The 22,465-nt window shown below is 73.6% G+C and carries 19 protein-coding genes; 8 read left to right on the plus strand and 11 right to left on the minus strand.

Annotation, left to right across the window (positions count from 1 at the left end; translation table 11 throughout):
* Position 1: 1 nt before the first annotated feature.
* Genes ACIP89_RS09235 through ACIP89_RS09260 form a run of 6 tightly spaced genes read right to left on the minus strand, consistent with a single transcriptional unit; the run spans position 2 to position 5,551 of the window.
* A complete protein-coding gene (locus ACIP89_RS09235; protein ID WP_401922992.1) occupies positions 2 to 1,252 on the minus strand; it encodes a cytochrome P450 in 1,251 nt (416 codons plus the stop codon).
* Positions 1,249 to 2,502 carry a cytochrome P450 gene (locus ACIP89_RS09240; protein WP_401922994.1) on the minus strand — a complete coding sequence of 418 codons (1,254 nt, stop codon included), beginning with the start codon at positions 2,500 to 2,502 and terminating at the stop codon, positions 1,249 to 1,251. Before ACIP89_RS09240 ends, ACIP89_RS09235 begins: the two co-directional genes overlap by 4 nt.
* Positions 2,499 to 3,170 (minus strand): GTP-binding protein, encoded by a 672-nt coding sequence (locus tag ACIP89_RS09245; RefSeq protein ID WP_401922996.1) that lies wholly within the window; start codon positions 3,168 to 3,170, stop codon positions 2,499 to 2,501. The genes ACIP89_RS09240 and ACIP89_RS09245 overlap by 4 nt, the downstream gene beginning before the upstream one ends.
* Complete coding sequence (locus ACIP89_RS09250; RefSeq protein WP_073732868.1) at positions 3,151 to 3,516, minus strand: DUF742 domain-containing protein; 366 nt, start codon at positions 3,514 to 3,516, stop codon at positions 3,151 to 3,153. The genes ACIP89_RS09245 and ACIP89_RS09250 overlap by 20 nt, the downstream gene beginning before the upstream one ends.
* Positions 3,513 to 3,959, minus strand: a complete 447-nt coding sequence (locus ACIP89_RS09255; RefSeq protein ID WP_401922998.1) for a roadblock/LC7 domain-containing protein — start codon at positions 3,957 to 3,959, stop codon at positions 3,513 to 3,515. The genes ACIP89_RS09250 and ACIP89_RS09255 overlap by 4 nt, the downstream gene beginning before the upstream one ends.
* On the minus strand, positions 3,956 to 5,551 hold the full coding sequence (locus tag ACIP89_RS09260; RefSeq protein ID WP_402113970.1) for a sensor histidine kinase: 1,596 nt from the start codon (positions 5,549 to 5,551) through the stop codon (positions 3,956 to 3,958). Before ACIP89_RS09260 ends, ACIP89_RS09255 begins: the two co-directional genes overlap by 4 nt.
* A 269-nt stretch (positions 5,552 to 5,820) precedes the next feature.
* Here ACIP89_RS09260 and ACIP89_RS09265 point away from each other — a divergent pair, with 269 nt between their 5' ends.
* Positions 5,821 to 8,724 (plus strand): FAD-binding and (Fe-S)-binding domain-containing protein, encoded by a 2,904-nt coding sequence (locus tag ACIP89_RS09265; protein ID WP_402113972.1) that lies wholly within the window; start codon positions 5,821 to 5,823, stop codon positions 8,722 to 8,724.
* On the opposite strand, the gene ACIP89_RS09270 is transcribed toward ACIP89_RS09265, so the two are convergent.
* The gene (locus ACIP89_RS09270) at positions 8,704 to 9,684 is read right to left on the minus strand and encodes a LysR family transcriptional regulator (protein ID WP_401923005.1); all 981 of its coding nucleotides are present in this window, start codon (positions 9,682 to 9,684) and stop codon (positions 8,704 to 8,706) included. The genes ACIP89_RS09265 and ACIP89_RS09270 overlap by 21 nt on opposite strands.
* 163 nt (positions 9,685 to 9,847) lie before the next feature.
* Here ACIP89_RS09270 and ACIP89_RS09275 point away from each other — a divergent pair, with 163 nt between their 5' ends.
* Entirely contained in the window at positions 9,848 to 10,831 is a 984-nt protein-coding gene (locus ACIP89_RS09275) for an EamA family transporter (protein ID WP_401923007.1), read from the plus strand.
* A gap of 39 nt (positions 10,832 to 10,870) precedes the next feature.
* Here the strand turns inward: ACIP89_RS09275 and ACIP89_RS09280 are convergent, their stop codons facing one another.
* Positions 10,871 to 11,230 (minus strand): winged helix-turn-helix transcriptional regulator, encoded by a 360-nt coding sequence (locus tag ACIP89_RS09280; protein WP_401923009.1) that lies wholly within the window; start codon positions 11,228 to 11,230, stop codon positions 10,871 to 10,873.
* Positions 11,231 to 11,358: 128 nt separating this feature from the next.
* On the opposite strand from ACIP89_RS09280, the gene ACIP89_RS09285 reads away from it, so the two are divergent.
* Positions 11,359 to 12,132, plus strand: coding sequence for an SDR family oxidoreductase (locus tag ACIP89_RS09285; RefSeq protein WP_402113975.1), 774 nt, complete (start codon positions 11,359 to 11,361; stop codon positions 12,130 to 12,132).
* 181 nt (positions 12,133 to 12,313) lie between these two features.
* Here the strand turns inward: ACIP89_RS09285 and ACIP89_RS09290 are convergent, their stop codons facing one another.
* From ACIP89_RS09290 to ACIP89_RS09300, 3 genes are all read right to left on the minus strand, one after another.
* Entirely contained in the window at positions 12,314 to 12,979 is a 666-nt protein-coding gene (locus ACIP89_RS09290) for a response regulator (protein WP_402113977.1), read from the minus strand.
* Positions 12,976 to 14,082, minus strand: a complete 1,107-nt coding sequence (locus ACIP89_RS09295) for a sensor histidine kinase (RefSeq protein ID WP_401923015.1) — start codon at positions 14,080 to 14,082, stop codon at positions 12,976 to 12,978. Before ACIP89_RS09295 ends, ACIP89_RS09290 begins: the two co-directional genes overlap by 4 nt.
* Positions 14,083 to 14,225: 143 nt before the next feature.
* Positions 14,226 to 14,771 (minus strand): hypothetical protein, encoded by a 546-nt coding sequence (locus tag ACIP89_RS09300; protein ID WP_401923017.1) that lies wholly within the window; start codon positions 14,769 to 14,771, stop codon positions 14,226 to 14,228.
* Between the two features lie 183 nt (positions 14,772 to 14,954).
* On the opposite strand from ACIP89_RS09300, the gene ACIP89_RS09305 reads away from it, so the two are divergent.
* The 5 genes from ACIP89_RS09305 (at position 14,955) to ACIP89_RS09325 (ending at position 22,403) form a co-directional block, all read left to right on the plus strand.
* On the plus strand, positions 14,955 to 15,830 hold the full coding sequence (locus tag ACIP89_RS09305) for a TIGR03084 family metal-binding protein (RefSeq protein WP_402113979.1): 876 nt from the start codon (positions 14,955 to 14,957) through the stop codon (positions 15,828 to 15,830).
* Positions 15,827 to 17,554, plus strand: coding sequence for an acyclic terpene utilization AtuA family protein (locus tag ACIP89_RS09310; protein ID WP_402113982.1), 1,728 nt, complete (start codon positions 15,827 to 15,829; stop codon positions 17,552 to 17,554). The genes ACIP89_RS09305 and ACIP89_RS09310 overlap by 4 nt, the downstream gene beginning before the upstream one ends.
* Positions 17,551 to 19,149, plus strand: coding sequence for an acyl-CoA carboxylase subunit beta (locus ACIP89_RS09315; protein WP_402113985.1), 1,599 nt, complete (start codon positions 17,551 to 17,553; stop codon positions 19,147 to 19,149). The genes ACIP89_RS09310 and ACIP89_RS09315 overlap by 4 nt, the downstream gene beginning before the upstream one ends.
* A 108-nt stretch (positions 19,150 to 19,257) precedes the next feature.
* Positions 19,258 to 21,246, plus strand: coding sequence for an acetyl/propionyl/methylcrotonyl-CoA carboxylase subunit alpha (locus ACIP89_RS09320; protein ID WP_402113988.1), 1,989 nt, complete (start codon positions 19,258 to 19,260; stop codon positions 21,244 to 21,246).
* Positions 21,243 to 22,403: an acyl-CoA dehydrogenase family protein gene (locus ACIP89_RS09325; RefSeq protein WP_401923029.1), complete on the plus strand. Its 1,161-nt coding sequence runs from the start codon at positions 21,243 to 21,245 to the stop codon at positions 22,401 to 22,403. The genes ACIP89_RS09320 and ACIP89_RS09325 overlap by 4 nt, the downstream gene beginning before the upstream one ends.
* The last annotated feature ends 62 nt before the right edge of the window (positions 22,404 to 22,465 follow it).

The raw sequence follows: 22,465 nt of genomic DNA on the forward strand, positions 1-22,465 counted from the left end.
GTCACCGCAGGGTGACCGGGAGCGAGACCAGATCATTCTGGGTGACGATCGGCTTGTTGCGCAGCTCGTCCGCCGGGACGGCGAGGGCCAGCTCCGGGAACCGCTCGTACAGCGCGGGCAGGGCGACGGCCGCCTCCAGGCGGGAGAGCGCGGCGCCGGGGCACACGTGCGGGCCGTGGCCGAAGGAGATGTGGCGGTTGGGGGAGCGCGTGACGTCGAACTCCGTCGCCGTCGGCCCCCACTGCTTCTCGTCACGGCTGAGGGCGGCGAACGAGATCATGATGCCCTCGCCCTTCGGCAGGACCCGGTCACCGACCTCGATGTCCTCGGTGGCGAACCGGATCAGGACGTGTGAGGTGGGCGCCGACCAGCGCAGCGTCTCCTCGATCACCCCGTCCCAGCCCACTTCGCCCGCGAGCACCGCGCGGCGCTGCTCGGGGTGGCTCTGGAGGGCGACGACGGCGTTCACGATGAGGCTGATCGTCGTCTCGTGCCCGGCGGCGATGATCACCTTCAGGGTGTTGAGGATCTCCTCGTCGGTGAGGTGGTCGCCGTCCTCGGACGCCACGAGCAGCGCGCCGGTCAGGTCGTCGGCCGGGGACGCCTTCTTCTCGTCGAGGATGCGGGAGAACAGCGTGTGGATGTCCGCCATCATCCGCGGCACCTCCGCGGGCGGCGTCATGTTGGAGAAGAACTTGTCGAACAGTTCCTTCATCCGGGGCAGGTCGGCGGAGTCCACGCCCATCAGCTCGCTGATGACGTTCATCGGCAGCGGGTAGGCGAACTCGGCCTTCAGGTCGACCGTCTCGCCCGCGGGGCGCTCCTCCAGCCGGTCCAGCAGCACCTTCGTGCGCGCCTCGATGCCGTCCCGCAGCCGCTCCACCCGCCGTACGGTGAGCGCCTGGGCGACCAGTCCGCGGAGCCTGCGGTGCTCGGCGCCGTCCGCCGTCAGCATGGTGCGGCCCGGGTTGACCAGGCCGATCAGCGGCCAGTCCAGCGGGATCTCGCCGCGCTGCCAGGCGCCCCAGACGTTGATGTCCTTGACCAGGCGGCTGTCGGTGAGCAGCGACTTCGCCTCTGCGTGGTGGGTGACCGTGTAGACGCGGACCCCGCCGGGCAGCTCCACCCGGGCGAGCGGGCCCGCCGCGTGCAGCCGGGCGCTCTCGCCGTCCAGGTCGGTGACGAACGGGTCCAGGACGATGGGTTGCTGCTCGTCGCTGCTGCCCGGCGCTTCGGTCGTCGTCGCGGTCATCTCTGGCCTCCAAGGGCGGGGGTGGGCGTGAAGCGTGCCGGCAGGTCCGTCAGCCCGCGCAGCCACGGGGAGGGGCGCCGGGTCAGCTGCTCGGCGGGGACCGCGAGGTCGATGTCGGGGAGCCGGTCCAGGATGACCTCGATCGCCGTACGGGCGATGACCTCGGCGGTCTCCTGGGCGGGGAACGGGCAGCGGTGGTCGCCGTGGCTGAAGGAGAAGAAGGCGTTGTTGCCGCCGGTGAGCGTCGATCCGTCGGTGCGGACCTGGGGGTCGGCGTTGGCACCGGCCAGGCTGAGCACCAGCAGGTCGCCGGCCTTGATGTGGCGGCCGCCGAGGTGGGTGTCGCGGCTGGCCCAGCGGCCGGCGATGTTCTGGCTGGGGGTGTCCTCCCAGAGCACCTCGTTCATCGCCTCGCCCACGCTGTGCCGGCCGCCGGAGAGCGAGGCGGCGAAGCGGTCGTCGGTGAGCATCAGGCGCAGCGAGTTGCCGATCCAGTCGGCGGTGGGCTGGTGCCCGGCCGCCATCATGACCATGAGGTCGCGGGAGACGTCCTCGTCGGTGAAGCCGCCGGTGTTGGCGAGCATCCGGGAGACGACGTCGTCGCCGGGGGCGGCCTTCCGCTCTGCCACCAGCGCGTACACCGACGTGGCGATGTGCCGCTGGCCCGCCAGCGCGGTCGGCCCGCCGTTGATCATGTCGTTCATCGCGGTGACGAGGGCGGGGCCCTTCTCGTCGGAGAAGCCGAAGAGCTTCGCCAGCACCCGTACGGGCATCAGCATCGCGTAGTCCGCGATGAGGTCCGCGGTGCCGGCCGAGCAGAAGGAGTCGATCAGCTCGTCCGCGAAGTCCGCGGTGCTGTCCTTGAGTTCGAACGGGTTCACCGCCTCCAGCGCGTCACTGATGACGGCGGAGCGGCGGCTGTGGCGTTCACCGACCGTGTAGAGGATGGACGGCTGGTCCCGGCTGATCATCGGCATCAGGGGCCAGCCGTCGGGAAGGGCCTCCCACTGGTTCCACAGCTTCGAGTCGCGGCTGAAGAGCACGGGGTCGCCGGTGAGCTGGTGCAGCTCGCGGTAGCCGAGGACGAGCCAGGCGGGGATGTCGCCGGGCAGCACGATCGGGGCGACCGGTCCGTGATCGCGCCGCATCTCCCGGTAGAGCCGGGCGGGTTCGTCCTGGAACCGGCCACCGTACAGATGCACGGCTTCGGGCCCGGTGCCGGTGGCGGCCGCGTGGGGGCACTGGGTCACGGGGCGGACTCCGGGGTCAGGGCGGCGAGGGCCTGGCCGCCGTCCGCGGCGGCGGCGGCGGTGGACGGCGCGCTGTCCGCGGCGCGGGCGCTCGACATCGCGTGCAGGTGCTCCACCAGCGTGATCAGTACGTACTTGCTGGAGGACCGGTCCCGGGCGTCGCACTCCACGAGCGGTACGTCCTCCGAGAGGTCGAGCGCCTCGCGGATCTGCTGCTCGGTGTGGAGCGGGCCGCCGAAGTCGTTGCACGCCACGATGAACGGTGTGCCGTGGTGCTCCAGCCGGTCGATGGCGTACCAGGAGTCGGCGAGGCGACGGGTGTCGACGAGTACGACGGCACCGAGCGTCCCGGAGAACAGCCGGTCCCACAGGAACCAGAAGCGCTCCTGGCCGGGCGCGCCGAACAGGTAGAGCACCGAGCGTTCGTCGAGCGTGATCCGGCCGAAGTCGAAGGCGACGGTGGTGGACGTCTTGGAGTGAACGCCGTCGAGGTGGTCGACGGCCTCGCCCGCGCGGGTCATCGTCTCTTCCGTGTTGAGCGGACGGATCTCGCTCACGGATCGGACCATGGTGGTCTTGCCGACGCCGAAGCCGCCGACGACGACTATTTTCAGTCCGTTGTCGGCCGTGGCCCGAAGGGCGGCACGGTCAGAGGTTGCGGAGTCCAACGAGCACCTGTTCCAGGATGTCGGGGTCGGGGAGCCGGTCCGCGACGCGTGCGGTACGAGGGTGGCGGGCGCTGATCCGGCCGGTGTCGAGCAGATCGCACAGCAGGATGCGCACGATGCTGACGGGCAGGTCGAGGCTCGCGGCGATCTCGACGACCGCGGTGGGCCGTTCGCACATGCGCAGGATCGCGACGTGCTCCGACTGCATACCGGGGGCCGGTTCGCATTCCGAGACGACGAGTGTCACCAGGTCGAAGACGTCCGAGTCGGAGCGGCTGCGGCCACCGGTGAGGGTGTACAGCCGGTCCGGGTCGTCGTCCCGGCCCGGACGCGGGCGGGGCGTCATACGGCCGCGTTCCCTGGAGCCCCGGAGGCACCCGGGGGCCCGGAGGGTTCGCGCGGCGGGGCGACGAGGTGCTCGCCGAGCTGCTCGACGAGCTCGCTCATGTTGTGCCCGACGAGGCCGACGTCGGCGTGCTCCGAGGCGACGACGGCGAGGTGGGCGCCCGCGCCCGCCTCCACGATGAACAGCACGCCGCCGTAGAACTCGGCCATCGCGGACCGTACGCCGCCGGTTCCGTCGCCGAACTCGACGGACGCGCCGTGCGACAGGCTCTGGATGCCGGCCGAGATCGCGGCCAGCTGGTCGGCCTGGTCGACGGAGAGCTCGGGGGTGCGGCACAGCTTGAGGCCGTCCCTGGACAGCACGAGAGCGTGGCGGGTGCCGGGGGTGCGCTCAAGGAGCCCCTCCAGCAGCCAGTTGAGCTTCTCGTCCGTGGTCGCGGTCATCGGGTGTTGCCTTCCGGGTGCGGGGAGTTGGGCCGTACGGCCCGGCGGAAGCTGCTGAAGCGCGCTGCCTGGGTCTTGGGGTCGGACGTACGGGGCCGGGAGTCCGCCCCGCCGGCCGCGTCGCCGTTGCCATCGGTGCCGGTGCCGGTGCCGGTGTCGGCCGAGGCTCTGGCACGGGACTCGGCGGCGGCCAGGGTGCGGCCCCGGGAGCGCTTGGGCAGGCCGCTCTCCCCGAACCGGGGGAGGCCGCCGGTGGTGTCCGACGTGGTGTCGGAGGCGGAGTTCGGCAGCGAGTCGGAGCGCAGGAACTCCAGGGTGCTGGAGCTGTCCGGGGCGCCGGCCTCCGCGGCCTCCGCGGTACGGGCGGTCCCGGCCGGCGCCCCGGCACGGCCCGCTTCCGCCGGCTCGTCGGCCACCGGGGCGTGGACGGGCTCGGGTTCGCCCGGGGAGGCGGCCTCCGGTGCCGGTGTGGCTGCGGGGGCGGGTGCGGCGGCCGGTGCCGGGGTCCTGGTGATGACCTCCTGCGGGAGCATCATCAGCGCGCCCGTGCCGCCGCGCGCCGACGGCCGGAAGGAGACGGTCAGCCCGTGCTTGCGGGCCAGCCGCCCGACGACGGCGAGGCCGAGCCGGGTGCCGGAGAGACCGGTCAGGTCCTGGCTCTCCGCGGAGACGGCGTGCTGGGCGCGGCGCAGCTGCACATCGCTCATGACCAGCCCGCTGTCCTCGACGGTCAGCACGATGCCGGCCGGCACCTCCTCCACGTACACATGGACCTCGGCCGTGGGGGGCGAGAAGTTCGCGGCGTTGTCGAGGAGTTCGGCCAGCGCGTGCATGATGCCCTCCGCCGCGTGCCCGGCGACGGCGACGTCGCTGGTGGAGTGCAGGCGTATCCGCTGGTAGCCGCTGATCCGGCCCATCGCTCCGCGCAGGATCGACTCCATGACGATGGGCTTGGCCCAGCGGCGTCCGGAGCGCGCACCGGTCAGCACGGCGATGGAGTCGGCCAGCCGGCCCGCCTGGGCGGTGCGGTGGTCCAGGTGCAGCAGATCGCCCAGTACCTCTTCCGAGGCGTGCCGGTGCTCCATCTCGCGGAGGTCGGCGAGCATGCTCGTGGCGAGTGCCTGCATCCGGCCCGCGGCGTTGGCGCAGGCGGCGACGGCGGCGGCGCGCTCGGTCTCGCTGCGGGAGGCGCGGGCCTTGAGCGCGGCGTTCTGCGCGGTGAGGCGCTCGACGTCGGCCGCGGCCTGTTCGGTGATCCGGGCGGCCTCCGCGGCGGCGGCCGACTTCGCCTTCGCCGTCTCGGCGGTGAACCGCTGGGCCTCGAAGGCGGAGGCGGAGACCAGCCGGGAGGTCTCCGCGCTGAACCGGCTGGTCTCGGCCGCGTGCGCCTCCCGCAGCCGCCGCACCGTGGCACGGGCGTGGACGGCGGTGGCGACGGCGGCGGACAGCAGCACGGCCGCGGCGCCCGCCCCCCACGCCACGGCGGTCCTGGCCGAGTCGGGAGCGGCGAGGACCGCCCAGAGACACAGGGACCCGGTGATGACGACCGTGGCCAGCAGGGCAAGTGCGGTCGGCCTGGTTGAGGGGCGCAAGCGGAGTCCTTGGGGAGGACGGTGACGGACGGGACGGGACGGTTCGGGCAAGTCGGTGAGGCGGCAGGTAAGTGGGACAACTGGAACAGAAGATTCCCAGACAAGTCTCAGTCACTATATGAGAATTGACGATCTGTTTGGGAAGAACTTGTGGTGCTCTCTGTTGCGTATGTGTTCGGTTACCCGTCAAATTCCTAGGTATTGGCGCATTCGGCGGAAACGCGAGCAGGCGGGCGCCCACCGGCCCGGACCGGCGGCATCCTGTCCGGATGGCACCTCGCGAGGCAACAACCGGCCCCGACCGCAACGGAACCGACCGCACCGGACCCGACCGCGCCGCACTCGCCGGAGCGCTGCGCTCGGCGGTGCGCGGCGAGGTCGCGTTCGACGCGACCGCACGGGCCCTGACGACGATGGACGCCTCCAACTACCGCCGGGTGCCGCTCGGTGTCGTCGCCCCGCGCGACGCCGACGACATCGCCGCCGCGCTCGCCGTCTGCCGCGCGCACGGGGTGCCCGTCGTGCCGCGCGGCGGCGGCACGTCCATCGCCGGGCAGGCCACCGGCACCGGCGTCGTCCTCGACCTCACCCGCCACCTGCGCTCGGTCGTCGAGCTGGACCCCGGCTCCCGGACGGCGGTGGTCCAGCCGGGCGTCGTCCTGGACGAGCTGCGGGCCGCCGCCGCCCCGCACGGGCTCACCTTCGGCCCGGACCCCTCCACACACAGCCGCTGCACCATCGGCGGCATGATCGGCAACAACTCCTGCGGCGCGCACTCGGTCGCCTGGGGCACCACGGCCGACAACGTCCGCGCGCTCACCGTCGCCCGCTACGGCGGCGACACCCTGCGCCTGGAGCCCGGCGCGCCCGGACCCGCCGGGGTCCCGGAACTGGTCGCCGCCCACCTCGCCCTGCTGCGCACCGGATTCCCCGAACTCCCGCGCCGTATCTCCGGATACGCGCTGGACGCCCTGCTGCCCGAGCGCGGACCGGACCCCGCCCGCGCGTTCTGCGGCAGCGAGGGGACGCTCGGCGTGGTGACGGAGGCGACCGTGCGGCTCGTCGAGGCCCCGGCGGTCCGCGCGCTCGCCGTACTCGGCTACGCCGACGAGTCCGCCGCCGCGGAGGCCGCCCCCGGCCTCCTCCCGTACCACCCGCTGACCGTCGAGGGCATGGCCGCCGACCTCGTACGCGAACCGGCCGGGCTGCCGCGCGGCGCGGCCTGGCTCTTCGTCGAGACGGGCGGCGCCACCGCGGCAGAGGCACGGGCCCACGCGGAACGGATCGCGCGGGCCGCGTCGGCGGAGGCGGTGGACACCGCCGTCGTCACGGACCCGGCGGGGCAGCGGGCGCTGTGGCGGATCAGGGAGGACGCGTCCGGCACCGCGACCCGGATGCCTGACGGCAGCGAGGCGTGGCCGGGGTGGGAGGACTGCGCGGTGCCGCCCGCCCGGCTCGGCCCCTACCTGCGCGACTTCCGCGCGCTGCTCGCCGGACACGGCCTGCGCGGCACCCCGTACGGACATTTCGGTGACGGCTGCATCCACGTGCGGATCGACTTCGACCTGCTGAGCGCCGACGGCGTGGCCCGCTTCCGCCGCTTCTCCGAGGAGCTCGCCTCACTCGTCGTCGCACACGGCGGATCGCTCTCCGGCGAACACGGCGACGGCCAGGCCCGCGCCGAACTCCTGCCGAAGATGTACGGGGACGAACTGGTCGGCCTCTTCGCCCGGTTCAAGGACCTCTGGGACCCGGACGGCGGCATGAACCCGGGCATCCTCGCCCGCCCGGCCCGCTTCGACGAGAACCTCCGCTTCGAGGTGCTGCCGCGCGGCCCGGTCGATGTCGCCTTCGGCTACCCGCACGACGGCGGCGACTTCTCGGCAGCGGTGCGCAGGTGCGTCGGCGTCGCCAAGTGCCGTACGAAGGAGGCCTACGGCCCGGCCGTGATGTGCCCGTCCTTCCGCGCGACCGGCGAGGAGGCCCACTCGACCAGGGGCCGGGCCCGGCTGCTGCACGAGATGCTGGCCGGCCCGGCGGGCGGAGTGATCACCGACGGCTGGCGCTCGACGGAGGTACGGGACGCGCTCGACCTGTGCCTGTCCTGCAAGGGCTGCCGCAGCGACTGCCCGGTCGGCGTGGACATGGCCACGTACAAGGCGGAGTTCCTGCACCACCACTACCGGCACCGGCTGCGCCCCGCCTCCCACTACGCGCTGGGGCGGCTCCCGCAGTGGCTGCGCCTGGCGGCCCCGTTCGCGGGCGTGCTGAACGCGCTGGCCCGGGTGCGGCCGCTCGCCGCGCTCGCCAGGCGGCTGGCCGGGATCGCACCGGAGCGCGCCATCCCGGTGCTGGCGCGGGAGACGTACACCCGCTGGCTGGACCGGCGCCGGGGCGGGGGGACGTTCCTCTTCTCCGACGACGAGGTGGCCACCGTCTGGCCCGACACCTTCACCGAGTACCTCTCGCCCGAGGTGGGCCGGGCGGCGGTGGAGGTCGTCGAGGCGGCGACGGGCCGCCGGGTGCTGTCACCGGGCCCGGGGGTGTGCTGCGGCCTCACGTACGTCTCCACGGGCCAGCTGCACAAGGCCCGCAAGGTGATGCGCCGGACCCTGGGCCTGCTGGCCGGCGCCCGTGACTCCCCGGTGATCGTCCTCGAACCGAGCTGTGCGGCCACCCTGCGCACGGACCTCCCGGAGCTGCTGCCGGACGACCCGCGCGCCGCCCGGCTGGCCGCCTCCGTGCACACCCTGGCCGAGTACCTGGAGGAGTACGCCCCCGACTGGCAGCCCCCGCGCCTGGACCGCCCGGTCACCGGCCAGACCCACTGCCACCAGCACGCGGTCCTGGGCGACGCGGCGGACCGCCGGCTGCGCGAACGGGCGGGGCTGAGCGGTGAGCTGACCGGCGGCTGCTGCGGACTGGCCGGCAACTTCGGCTTCGAACGCGGGCACTGGGAGGTGTCCGTGGCGTGCGCGCGGGACGCGCTGCTGCCGGCGGTACGGGAGGCGCCGGCGGGCGCGGAGGTGCTGGCGGACGGGTTCTCCTGCCGGACCCAGCTGGCCCAGCTGGGCGGGGTCCGGGCGCGGCACCTGGCGGAGGTGCTGGCGGAGGGGCTGGACCCGGGAGCGCTGCCCCCAGACCCCCGCTCCTCAATCGCCGGAGGGGCTTGATTCCGCCGCCCGCCCAACCGGCCTCGCCGGTGTTCGAGGCGCGGGGTCCGGGGCGGAGCCCCGGTTACCGTCCCGCCCCACGATCTCCCGGGCCAGCGCCGCGAGATCGCCCAGCGCCGGATGGCCCGGCGCGTCGCGGCGGGCGAGCAGCACCGGCACGGTCGGCGCGTCGGTGAGCGGGCGGTAGACGACACCGGCGTGCGGGTGCATCGCGGCGGTCGAGGCGGTGGAGACGCCGGTGCCCCGGCCCGCCGCGATGGCGGTCAGCCAGTCGTCGGTGTTGGCGACGGTGAGGGTGGCGGCGGGGCGCGCAGACGGCGGCCACAGGCCGGGGGTCGTGGTGCCGGAGACGGTGTTGAGGACGACGGTGCCGCTCGCCAGGTCCGCGAGCCGGAGCGCGGGGCGGGCGGCCAGCGGGCCGTCGGCCGCGACGGCGGCGACCCGCTCCTCCTCGAAGAGCACCTCGGTGAGGAGGCCGGGCGCCTCGACCGGCCCGCGCAGCACCGCGGCGTCGACCTCGCCCCGGGTCAGCCCGGCCGTGCGGTCGTCGATCCGCAGGAGTTCGAGCGGGGTCCGCGGATACCGCTCCTGCCAGCCGCGGAGCAGCGGTGTGGTGTACCGGCCGAACGCTGACCAGGCGTGCCCGAGCCGGAGCGGCCAGCTGCGCAGCCCGTCCGGGTCGAGTGCCTCGTCGAACGCGGCCACGGCGGCGGCGGCCTTGTCGCGGAAGGCGACGCCTTCGGGGGTGAGGGCCAGGTGGTGGGTGGAGCGGTCGACGAGCCGGATGCCGAGGTGCCGCTCCAGGGCGGCGAGGGTGCGCGAGACGGCGGGCTGGGTGAGCCGGAGCCTGGCGGCGGCCCGGGTCACGCTGGACTCGTCGGCCACGGCGAGGAACGCGCGCAGATGGCGGACCTCGACACCACGTCCGGCACTCCGGCCCACGCCCTGTCCTGTACTCATGCGCCGGGAGCATAACGGGAGCCCAGTCGGCATTTCACGCGCCACGCGGAGGTGCCTACGGTAAGGGGATGGGCTGCACGAAGTGAGTGCAGTATCTTCAATTGGGCAGTGCAGCATATTGCACTTGCCTCGCGTACCGTGATCCAAGGAAGTCAGGCCACAGGTGAACGACCAGGGCACCGCCGCAGAACCGGCCGCCGCATACGCCGTACCGGAGGCGGTCACCGCCCTCGGCGAGCCGGGCGGTCCGGCCCCCGCCGGAGGGCGCAGAGCCGCGCTCGCCCCGGTCGCGCTGGTGGTCGCGGGCGGCCTCTCCGTGCAGTTCGGCGCGGCGGTCGCGGTCCTGCTGATGCCGAAGGCCGGCGCCCTCGGAGTCGTCACGCTGCGCCTCGCGGCCGCCGCGCTCGTCCTGCTCGTCGTGTGCCGCCCCAAGCTGCGCGGCCACTCGCGCGCCGACTGGGGCACGGTGCTCGCCTTCGGCGTCGCGATGGGCGCCATGAACACGCTCTTCTACCAGGCCGCCGACCGCATCCCGCTCGGCGCGGCCGTCACCCTGGAGGTCCTGGGCCCGCTCGCCCTCTCGGTCTTCGCCTCCCGTCGCCTGGTCAACGTGGTCTGGGCGGCCCTCGCCCTGGGCGGGGTGCTGCTGCTCAGCGGCGGCGGCTTCGACCGGCTCGATCCGGTGGGCGCCGCGTACGCGCTGGGCGCGGGAGCCATGTGGGCGGCGTACATCATCTTCAGCGCCCGCACCGGCCGCCGCTTCCCGCAGGCCGACGGACTGGCCATGGCCATGGTGGTGGCCGCCCTGCTCTCGCTCCCGCTCGGCATCATGGAGTCCGGCTCGAAGCTCCTGGTGCCCAGCACGCTCGGACTGGGCGCGGCCGTCGCGGTGCTCAGCTCCGTCCTCCCGTACACCCTCGAACTCATGGCGCTGCGCAGACTGCCCGCCCCCACCTTCGCGATCCTGATGAGCCTGGAGCCCGCCATCGCGGCCACGGCCGGCTTCCTCATCCTCGACCAGGCGCTCTCCACCACGGACGCCCTGGCCATCGCCCTGGTCATCGGGGCGAGCATGGGGGCGGTGCGCAGCCAGGTGGGGGGCCGCCGCAAGTCGCGGGGCGAACGGCCCGGCGGTCCGGAGCTCTGAGGACCCGGCCCTCCGGGCACGGCCGCCGGTCCGGCCGGCCTACTGACCGGCCCCGTCCGTGCGCGTCCCACGGTGTGCCGTGATGTCCGCCGCGTTGGCCCGGATCCAGCGCAGCAGCGGCTCCAGCGCCGCCGCCGCGCCACGGCCCAGCTCCGTGACCGAGTACGTCACGGACGGCGGCTGTCCCGTGCCGACCCGGCGGTGCACCAGGCCGTCCTGCTGGAGCGAGCGGAGCGTCGCCGCGAGGCTCTTGTCGCTGATGCCCGCGACCACCGTGCGCAGCTCGTGGTAGCGCAGCGGCTCGGACAGCAGCGCCGTGAGGATCAGCATCGTCCACCGGCCGGCGAGGTGCCCCAGCACCTCGCGCGCCGGGCAGTCCTTGTGGAACACGTCACCCATCACGTCTCTCCCGGGCTCCTGGACTGCGCGCTCACCGTCGGGTGAGCACCGCACCACGTGGTGAGCGCCTTCCGCCGCATCTGCGCTCTCCTTAGGTTAGCGACCTGCTCACGACCTGGGGAGGAAGCATGAAACCGACCACACTCGTCACCGGCGCCGCCCGCGGCCTGGGGGCGGCCATCGCGCGGCGACTCGGCACACGCGGCCACCACGTGATCGTCAACTACCGCACCGGTGAAGCCGAAGCGGCCGAGACCGTGCGTGCCATCGAGGCCGCCGGCGGCAGCGCGACGAGCGCCGGGGCCGACGTCACCGACCCGGCTGCCGTCGACGAGCTGATCGGCGGGATCCTCGCCACCCACGGGCGGATCGACACCGTCGTCGCGGCCGCCAACACCGCTCCGCCGCCCTTCGCCGCGCTGACGGACCTGTCCTGGGCGGACTTCGCGGCCAAGGTCACCGGCGAGCTGGCCGGTGCCTTCCACATCACCAAGCGCGCCCTCGTGCCGATGCGGGCGCAGGGCGCGGGCCGGATCATCTACATCGGCAGCACCGCCGCGGACTACGCCGGCGAGGGCCGGCTCGCGCACGGGACGGCGAAATCCGCGCTGGCCACCTTCGCCCGGCACATCGCCGCGGAGCACGCGCGCGACGGCGTCAGCGTGCTCGTCGTCGCGCCCGGGGCCGTCCGGACGCCCGCCACCGCGAAGGTCCTGACCGGCGAGCGCGGCGCCCTGCTGGCCCGCGAATCCGTGCTGGGCCGGATGCTGGAGCCCGACGATGTCGCGGCCGCGGTGGCACTGGCCGCCGACCCCGCACTCGGCGTGGCCACCGGGACGACTCTGCGGGTCGACGGCGGCTGGTCGGTCCTGGTCGGCGGCCCGGCCGGGAGACCTGCCTGAACCTGATCATCTCCGCGCTGCTCGCTGTTCGCTGCTGGCCGGTTCGGGCCAGGGCATCGAGGGCATGGCCGCCACACCGGCGAGCTGAACGGCGAGCTCGCCGGGGCTCCGCCGTCGGCCGAGTCCGTCAGACCGGACCGTCAGGCCAGGCCCGTTCCGATCGCCCGGCGGACCGCGACCGTCAGGCCAGGCCCGCTCCGATCGCGCGGCGGACCGCGTCGGCGCGGTCCTTGATGTCCGCCTTGGCGAAGAGGTTGTTGATGTGCGTCTTCACCGTGGCCTCGCTGATGAAGAGCTTCTCCGCGATGGCCCGGTTCGGCAGGCCCCGGCCGATGAGCGTGAGGACCTCGCGCTCGCGGGGCGTGAGCTCGGCGGGCAGCGCCTGCCCGGGGGCCGGGGGCCTGGTGCGGACCGTGGCGAGGAGGCGGTCCTGGACCTCGCGGTCCAGCACGGACTGCCCCGCCGCGGCGGCGCGGATGGCGCGGGTGATGTCCTGGCGCCCCGCGTTCTTGGTGAGGTAGCCGCGGGCCCCCGCGCTCAGCGCGGCCAGGATCGAGTCGTCGTCGGCGAAGGTGGTCAGGACGACCACGGCCACGTCCGGGTACTCATCGGTGAGCCGCCGGGTCGTCTCGGTGCCGTCCATGACCGGCATCCGCAGGTCCATGAGGACCACGTCCACCGGCCCCGCGGCGACCGCGGCGAGCACCTCGGTACCGTCTGCGGCGGCCGCGACGACGTCGATGTCATCGGCCAGGCCGAGGACGGCGGCCAAGGGTTCGCGCACGGCGGCCTGGTCGTCGGCGACGACCACCCGCAGCCTCTGGGTGCTCCGTGTCGATTCGCTCATTCCGGGATCACTGCCTCCACCTGCCAGCCGCCCTCGGCCGGTCCTTCGGTGACCGGGCCCGCGGTGATCGTGCCGCCCAGCAGGGCGACCCTCTCCCGCATGCCGATCAGTCCCATCCCGCTGCCGACGCCCGCGCGGGCCGCACGGGTCGCCCGGCTGTTGCGGACCCTCAGTGTCGTCGACGCGGCGTCGAACGCCAGCTCCACGCGGACCTCGCTGCCGGGTGCGTGCCGCGCGGCGTTGGTCAGCGACTCCTGGGCGATCCGCAGCAGGTTCTGGGTGACCCGGGACGGCACGTCGCGGACGGTCCCGGTGACGGTGAGGGCGTCGCGGTGGCCGGAGGAGTCGATCAGCGCGGTCAGGCTCCCGATCAGGGGCAGGGCGTCCTCGCGGAGCGCGTGCACGGTCCACTGGGCCTGCTCCAGGCTCTGCCTGACCAGGCTGTGCGCCTTCCGGTTCGCCTCGCGGACCTTCTCCAGGTCTCCGGTGTCGATCAGGGCGTCCGCCAGTTCCAGCTGCATGTTGATGCCGGCCAGGGAGTGGGCGAGGACGTCGTGCACATCGCGGGCGATCCGTCCGCGCTCGGTCAGTACGGCGGCCTGGGCCTCGGCGCGGGCCGCCCGTTCGGCCGACTCGGCGGCGTCGATCGCCGCCCACACGGCGTGCTGGCGGCTGCGGTTGACGATGCCCATCACGACCGGGGTGCCGGTGGTCAGTCCGAGGGCCCAGGGCAGCAGGTGGTGGCCGGGGCCGAGGTGGAAGTACAGGACACCGCCGCACAGCAGGCTGCTCAGCGCCGCGAGGCCGAGGGCCTGCCTGACCGGCAGCCGGAATCCGGCGTGGCCCACGAGGAAGTACGCGAAGAGATAGCTCGAACCGCTGCGGCTGACGCCGATCAGGGCGGCCGCGGCGAGGAGGCCGAAGGTCAGCCAGATCAGGGACGCGCGGGGCGGGACCTTCTCCTCCGGCAGGTGCCGGGCCGCCAGCGCGAGGGAGTTGACCACGAGGAGCGCGGCGACCGCGAGACCCCGGCCGCTCAGGCCCAGCGGGCGGACCGTCGCGAAGGCGGAGGCGATGACGAACAGGGTCAGGACCCACTGCACACGGGGGTCCTGGCCGGGAACGCCCCGGGGGCCGGGCCGCCCCTGAGGGGACGGTCCCGGCCCGGGGGCGTTCCGTGCTGTGGGCCCGCTCTGCTCTTCCGGGGCGCTCGGTGCTTCGGGCACGGCGTGACGATAACCCACGGTCAGGCCGTACGGTCGAAGACGGGTGCGGGCTGCGTCGCCGTACCGCCCACGCCGTGCCGGTCGGCCATCCGGCTCCGGACGAAGATCGTGGCGAGCCGCGTGATGACCTCGGTGAGCGCCATCAGGACGAAGGCGGCGACCCAGGCCTGATCCGTGGTGATGTGGTGGGCGAGGCTGAACCGCGCCACGTCGTCCGCGCCCCCGCCGTGCGAGACCCAGATCTGGAAGCCCATGCGGGCACCCATGCCGACCACCCACAGGATCGCGGAGATCGCGCCGGCCTTGATCAACAGGTGTTCGCCCACGGCCCGGACCCGGGTGTAGACGCCGCCGGCGATACCGAGGGCCGCGCCGACGGCCATCAGCGCCCCGATCAGCACCAGGTCGTTGCCCGCGGTGGGCACGCTGTGGAGGTACGAGTGCGCCACGAAGGCCACGATCCCCAGCGGGATCAGGAAGGTCTTGAGGTCCAGTCGGCCTTCCCGCAGCTGCCGGAAGACGACCAGGACGAGGGCGATGTCGGTGATCCAGTCGGTGGTTGTCATGCCCTCAAGACTGCTGTCGTACGGTCTCCCGCGCCTGGACCCATGGGTGGAACCCGAGGTGGAGATCGGCGGCCGGAACCGGGCGACGACCTAATCCGGAGAAACAATGCAAGCACGCTTGATTGTTTTCCGTCCCGCTGGCAGGCTCCGGGACACACCGCCACGCCCCGAGGGGAGCGCACCGTGTCCGATGCCTCAGCCGTGCTCGACGATCTGCGCAGCGAGAGCGAGGAACTCGACCTGCTGGTAGCCGGGTTGAGCGCCGCGCAGTGGGCGGGCGCGACGCCCGCCGCAGGGTGGACCGTCGCCCACCAGGTGGCCCATCTGAGCTGGACCGACGAGGTGGCGCTGCTCTCCGTCACGGACCCCGGGCGCTTCGGTGACGAGGTCGCGAAGGCGATGCGGGACCCCGAGGGCTTCGTCGACGAGGCCGCCGCCGAGGTCGTGGCGGCGTACGCACCGCCTGCCCTGCTGACCCACTGGCGCGACGGGCGCCAGCGGCTCCAGGAAGCCCTGCGCTCGGCCCCCGCCGGGACCCGCTTCCCCTGGTACGGGCCGCCGATGGGCGTCGCCTCCATGGCGACCGGCCGCCTCATGGAGACCTGGGCGCACGGCCAGGACGTGGCCGACGCGGTCGGTGTCACCCGCACCCCCACCGCCCGGCTGCGGCACGTGGCGCGGATCGGCGTACGGGCACGGGACTACGCCTTCCTGGTACGGGGCATCCCGGCACCCGGCGAGGAGTTCCGGGTGGAACTGACCGGCTCCGGCGGCGAGTTGATCGCGTACGGTCCCGAGGGGGCCGCCCAGCGGGTCACCGGGCCGCTGCACGACTTCTGTCTGCTCGTCACCCAGCGCGCCCACCGCGACGACCTCGCCGTACGGGCCGAGGGGCCCGACGCCGAGGTGTGGCTGGGCATCGCGCAGGCCTTCGCCGGGCCCGCCGGTCCGGGGCGCGCCCCGAAGGACGGTTCCGCCGGTTCCGCCGGTTCCGAACGCGCCCCGGGGGACGGTTCCGCCGGTCCGGGGCGCGCCCCGCGGCGGGGGAGCGGCACATGAGCCCGGGGGCGGACGCGCAGCCCCGGCCGCTGCGGATCGGCAACGCCTCCGGTTTCTACGGCGACCGCTTCGACGCCGTGCGCGAGATGCTCACCGGCGGCCCCCTCGACGTCCTGACCGGCGACTACCTGGCCGAGCTGACCATGCTCATCCTCGGCCGCGGCCGCCTCAAGGACCCCTCGCGCGGCTATGCCACCACCTTCCTGCGCCAGCTGGAGGAGGGTCTCGGGCTCGCCCACGAGCGCGGGGTGCGGATCGTCGCCAACGCAGGCGGCCTCAACCCGGCCGGACTGGCGGACGCCGTACGCGAGTTGGCCGAAAGGGTGGGCGTCCCGGTGCGCGTCGCCCATGTCGAGGGTGACGGCCTCCCCGTGCCCGACGGATACCTCACCGCCAACGCCTACCTCGGCGGCGCGGGCATCGCCGCCTGTCTGCGGGCCGGTGCCGACGTCGTCGTCACCGGGCGGGTCACCGACGCGGCCCTCGTCACCGGCCCGGCCGCCGCCCACTTCGGCTGGGGGCCGGAGGACCACGACGCGCTCGCCGGAGCCGTCGTCGCCGGGCACGTGCTGGAGTGCGGCACCCAGGCGACCGGCGGGAACTACTCCTTCTTCCGCGACCACGACATCCGCCGCCCCGGCTTCCCCGTCGCGGAGATCCACGCCGACGGCACGTCCGTCATCACCAAGCACGACGGCACCGGCGGAGTCGTCGACCTCGGGACCGTCACCGCGCAACTGCTGTACGAGACCGGCGGCGCCCGGTACGCGGGACCCGACGTCACCGCCCGGCTCGACACCGTACGGCTGGCCTCCGACGGCCCCGACCGGGTCAGGATCTCCGGGGTGCGGGGCGAGGCCCCGCCGCCCACCCTCAAGGCCGGGCTCACCCGGCTCGGCGGCTGGCGCAACGAGGTCGTCTTCGTCCTCACCGGTCTCGACATCGAGGCCAAGGAGCGGCTGGTCCGGGACCAGATCGCGGACGCGTTCGCCCGCGCCGGACGGCAGCCGGCCGAGGTGCGGTGGGAGCTGGCCCGCACGGACCGGGCCGACGCCGCGACCGAGGAGACCGCGAGCGCCCTGCTCAGGCTCGTCGTCCGCGACCAGGACCCGGATGCCGTCGGGCGGGCCCTGTCCGGCGCCGCGATCGAACTGGCCCTCGGCAGCTACCCCGGCTTCCACGTCACCGCCCCGCCCGGAAAGGGCGCGCCCTACGGGGTGTTCGAGGCCCGGTACGTACCGGCTGAGGAGGCCGGGCACGTCGCCGTACTGCCCGACGGAACGCGCCAGGCCCTCGATCCCCCCGTACGGACGCGGCTTCTGACGGACACCGAACAGCCGCCCCTGCCGCAGCCGTTGGACGCGGGCCCCACCCGCAACGCTCCGCTCGGGCTCCTCGCGGGCGCCCGCAGCGGCGACAAGGGCGGGGACGCGAACGTGGGGGTGTGGGTACGGACCGACGCCGCGTGGCGGTGGCTGGCCCACGAGCTGACCGTGGACCGCTTCCGGGAACTCCTCCCGGAGACCGCGCCGCTCACCGTCGTACGCCATGTCCTGCCGAACCTGCGCGCCCTGAACTTCACCGTCCACGGGCTGCTCGGTGAGGGCGTCGCCGCCCAGCACCGCTTCGACCCGCAGGGCAAGGCGCTGGGCGAGTGGCTCCGCTCGCGCCGACTGGAGATACCCGAGGCCTTGCTGGCCGGCTCACCGGAGGTGCACGCATGACCGTCCTGCCCACCGGGCTCGACACCGCGAGCCCCGAATACGCCGCGAACCGCGCGGCGATGCTCGACAAGCTCACCGGCCTCGACGCCGCGCACGCCAAGGCGCTGGAGGGCGGCGGCGAGAAGTACGTCGAACGGCACCGGTCGCGCGGCAAGCTGCTGGCCCGCGAGCGCATCGAGCTGCTGATCGACCAGGACACCCCGTTCCTGGAGCTGTCGCCGCTGGCCGCCTGGGGCAGCGACTACGCGGTCGGCGCCTCACTCGTCACCGGGATCGGGGTGGTCGAGGGCGTGGAGTGCCTGATCACCGCCAACGACCCGACGGTACGCGGCGGCGCCTCCAACCCCTGGACGCTGAAGAAGGCCCTGCGCGCCAACGAGATCGCCTTCGCCAACCGGCTGCCCACCATCAGCCTGGTGGAGTCGGGGGGCGCCGACCTGCCCTCCCAGAAGGAGATCTTCATCCCCGGCGGGGCGCTCTTCCGCGACCTCACCCGCCTCTCCGCCGCCGGTATCCCGACCGTGGCGGTCGTCTTCGGGAACTCAACGGCGGGCGGGGCGTACGTCCCCGGCATGTCCGACCACACCGTGATGATCAAGGAGCGGTCCAAGGTCTTCCTCGGCGGCCCGCCCCTGGTGAAGATGGCGACCGGCGAGGAGAGCGACGACGAATCGCTCGGCGGCGCCGAGATGCACGCCCGCACCTCCGGCCTCGCGGACCACTTCGCCGTGGACGAGCAGGACGCGCTCCGCCAGGCCCGCCGGATCGTCGCCCGGCTCAACTGGCGCAAGGCGCACCCCGATCCGGGACCGGCCGAGCCGCCCACGTACGACCAGGACGAGCTGCTCGGCATCGTCCCCGGCGACCTGAAGGTGCCCTTCGACCCGCGCGAGGTCATCGCCCGGCTGGTCGACGGCTCGGACTTCGACGCGTTCAAACCGCTCTACGGGACCAGCCTGGTCACCGGCTGGGCCCGGCTGCACGGCTACCCCGTCGGCATCCTCGCCAACGCGCAGGGCGTGCTGTTCAGCGAGGAGTCGCAGAAGGCCGCGCAGTTCATCCAGCTCGCCAACCAGCGCGACATCCCGCTCCTCTTCCTGCACAACACCACCGGCTACATGGTCGGCAAGGAGTACGAGCAGGGCGGCATCATCAAGCACGGCGCGATGATGATCAACGCGGTGTCCAACTCCAGGGTCCCGCACCTGTCCGTCCTGATGGGCGCCTCCTACGGCGCCGGGCACTACGGCATGTGCGGCCGGGCCTACGACCCGCGCTTCCTGTTCGCCTGGCCCGGCAGCAAGTCCGCCGTCATGGGCCCGCAGCAACTGGCCGGGGTGCTCTCCATCGTCGCCCGCGCCTCGGCGGCCGCGAAGGGGCGCCCCTACGACGACGAGGCCGACGCCGGACTGCGGGCCATGGTCGAGCAGCAGATCGAGTCCGAGTCGCTGCCGATGTTCCTGTCCGGGCGGCTGTACGACGACGGTGTCATCGACCCGCGCGACACCAGGACCGTCCTCGGGATGTGCCTGTCAGCCATCCACACCGCACCGGTCGAGGGCGCCCGCGGCGGCTTCGGCATCTTCCGGATGTGAGTACCCCCCTACCGCGGCCGGACCGCCGCCGCTCTCGCGGAGGTGGCTGCTCGCCGTCGGGGTTCCTCAATTGATGGTCGCGGTTTTCTAACGGAAAGAGTCCTGTCCGTGACAGCCACTGTTCACTCACTCATCGTCGCCAACCGGGGCGAGATCGCCTGCCGGATCTTCCGCACCTGCCGTGCGCTCGGCATCGCCACCGTCGCCGTGTACTCCGACGCGGACGCCGGCGCGCTGCACGTGCGGGAGGCCGACACCGCCGTACGGCTCCCCGGGGCCGCCGCCTCCGATACGTATCTGCGCGGCGATCTCGTCGTGGCCGCCGCCCTCGCGGCGGGCGCGGACGCGGTCCACCCCGGGTACGGCTTCCTGTCCGAGAACGCCGGGTTCGCCGCCGCTGTGCGGGACGCGGGGCTGGTCTGGGTCGGCCCGCCGGTCGGAGCCATCGAGCTGATGGCGTCCAAGACCCGCGCCAAGGAGCTGATGGCCGCCGCCGGGGTGCCGCTCCTCGACCCCGTCGACCCGGCGGCGGCCCGCGCGGAGGACCTGCCGCTGCTGCTCAAGGCGGCCTCCGGCGGCGGCGGCCGCGGGATGCGGATCGTGCGCGAACTGGCCGACCTGGAAGGCGAGCTGACCGCCGCCGCCGCGGAGGCGCTGTCCGCCTTCGGGGACGGGGAGGTCTTCGCGGAGCCGTACGTGGAGCGCGGCCGGCACGTCGAGGTCCAGATCATGGCCGACGAGCACGACGGGGTCTGGGCGCTCGGCACCCGGGACTGCTCGCTCCAGCGGCGTCACCAGAAGGTCATCGAGGAGGCCCCCGCACCCGGTCTGGCCGACGAGCTGCGCGACCGGCTGCACGCCGCCGCCGTGGCCGCCGCACGGGCCGTCGGCTACCGGGGCGCGGGCACCGTCGAATTCCTGGTCACCGAGGACGGGCGGCCGTACTTCCTGGAGATGAACACCCGACTCCAGGTCGAACACCCGGTGACCGAGGCCGTGTTCGGCCTCGACCTGGTCGCCCTCCAGCTGCGTACCGCGGAGGGCGAGCCGCTGCCCTCCGCCGAACCCCCGCAGCCCGCCGGGCACGCCGTCGAGGCCCGGCTCTACGCGGAGGACCCGGCGCGCGACTGGCAGCCGCAGACCGGAGCACTGCTCTCGTTCGAGGTGCCGGACGAGCCCGGTGTGCGCCTGGACACCGGGTACACCCACGGCGACACCATCGGCGTGCACTACGACCCGATGATCGCCAAGGTGATCGCGCACGCCCCCACCCGCACCGAAGCCGTACGCCTGCTGGCCCGCGCCCTGGAGCGCGCCCGCGTGCACGGCCCGGTCACCAACCGCGAACTGCTCGTCCGCTCCCTGCGCCACCCGGACTTCGCCGCCGCCCGCCTGGACACCGGCTTCTACGACCGGCACCTGGCGGCCCTGACCGAGGGCGCCGACGACGCCGGCCGGAGCCTCGCCGCCACCGCGGCCGCCCTCGCCGCAGCCGCGCGCCGCACCGCGACCGGCGGCGTCGCCGCCCGCCTCGGCGCCTGGCGCAACGTCCCCTCCCAGCCCCAGGTCCGGCGCTACCGCGGCGAACCCGACGGCCGCGAGCACGAGATCACCTACCGCACCACCCGCGAGGGGCTCACCACCGGCCCGGACCTCCGGGTCCTCGACGTCCGTCCCGACCGCGTCACCCTCGAAACCGGCGGTGTCACCCGGCACTTCACCGTCACCACCCACCACGATCGGGTCTACGTGGACACCGCCACCGGCTCGTACACCTTCACCGCCCTGCCCCGCTTCACCGACCCCGCCGAACGCACCGAACCCGGCTCCCTGCTCGCCCCGATGCCCGGCACCGTCGTCCGCCTCGCCGACGGACTCGCGGCCGGGTCCGCCGTCGAGGCCGGGCAGCCGCTGATCTGGCTGGAGGCGATGAAGATGGAGCACCGCATCCTCGCCCCCGCCACCGGCACCCTCACCGCCCTGCACGCCGCGCCCGGCCTCCAGGTGGAGGTCGGCGCCCTGCTCGCCGTCGTCACGGAAGACGCATCCGCACCCGCTGCCGAAGACGCATCCGCACCCGCTGAGGAGACCGCATGAGCACCGTCCTCGAAACCGAAGAGCACCAGGCCCTGCGCGCAGCCGTCGCCGCCCTCGGGAAGCGGTACGGGCGTGACTACATGACGTCCGTCGTCCGCGAAGGGGCCCATCCCCGCGAGCTGTGGGCGGAGGCCGCCAAGCTCGGCTACCTCGGGGTGAACCTCCCCGAGGAGTACGGCGGCGGAGGCAGCGGAATGGCCGAACTCTCCATCGTGCTGGAGGAGTTGGGGGCGGCCGGCTCGCCGCTCCTGATGATGGTCGTCTCGCCCGCCATCTGCGGCACCGTCATCGCCCGCTTCGGGACCGGTGAGCAGAAGCGCCAGTGGCTGCCCGGCCTCGCGGACGGCAGCCTCACCATGGCCTTCGGCATCACAGAGCCGGACGCCGGTTCCAACTCGCACCGGATCACCACCACCGCCCGCCGCGACGGCGAGGAGTGGGTGCTCACCGGCCGCAAGGTCTTCGTCTCCGGCGTCGACATAGCCGACGCCACGCTCATCGTCGGCCGCACCGAGGACGCCAGGTCGGGCAGGCTCAAACCCTGCCTCTTCATCGTCCCGCGCGAGGCCCCCGGCTTCCAGCGCTCACAGATCGACATGGAACTCCAGGCCCCGGAGAAGCAGTTCGAACTCGTCCTGGACGACGTGCGGCTGCCCGCCGACGCGCTCGTCGGGGACGAGGACGCGGGCCTCCTCCAGCTCTTCGCCGGACTCAACCCGGAACGCATCATGACCGCCGCCTTCGGCATCGGAATGGGCCGCTACGCACTGGGCCGGGCCGTCGAGTACGCGAAGACCCGCCAGGTGTGGAAGGAGCCCATCGGCGCCCACCAGGCCATCGCGCACCCCCTCGCCCAGGCCCACATCGAACTCGAACTGGCCCGGCTGATGATGCAGAAGGCCGCCCGGCTCTACGACGACGGGGACGACGCCGGGGCGGGCGAAGCAGCGAACATGGCGAAGTACGCGGCAGGCGAGGCGTGCGTGAAAGCCGTCGACCAGGCCGTGCACACCCTCGGCGGCAACGGACTCACCCGCGAGTACGGCCTCGGCTCCCTGATCACCGCGTCCCGGGTGGCCCGGATCGCGCCCGTCAGCCGGGAAATGATCCTGAACTACGTATCCCATCAGTCCCTGGGTCTCCCCAAGTCGTACTGAGAGCCGCCATTCTGTCCCTCCACGCCGTACGGGACCCGCCGCACCCCCTCCCCGGAGGGTGC

The organism is Streptomyces sp. NPDC088730 (assembly GCF_044751215.1).
GTDB lineage: Bacteria > Actinomycetota > Actinomycetes > Streptomycetales > Streptomycetaceae > Streptomyces.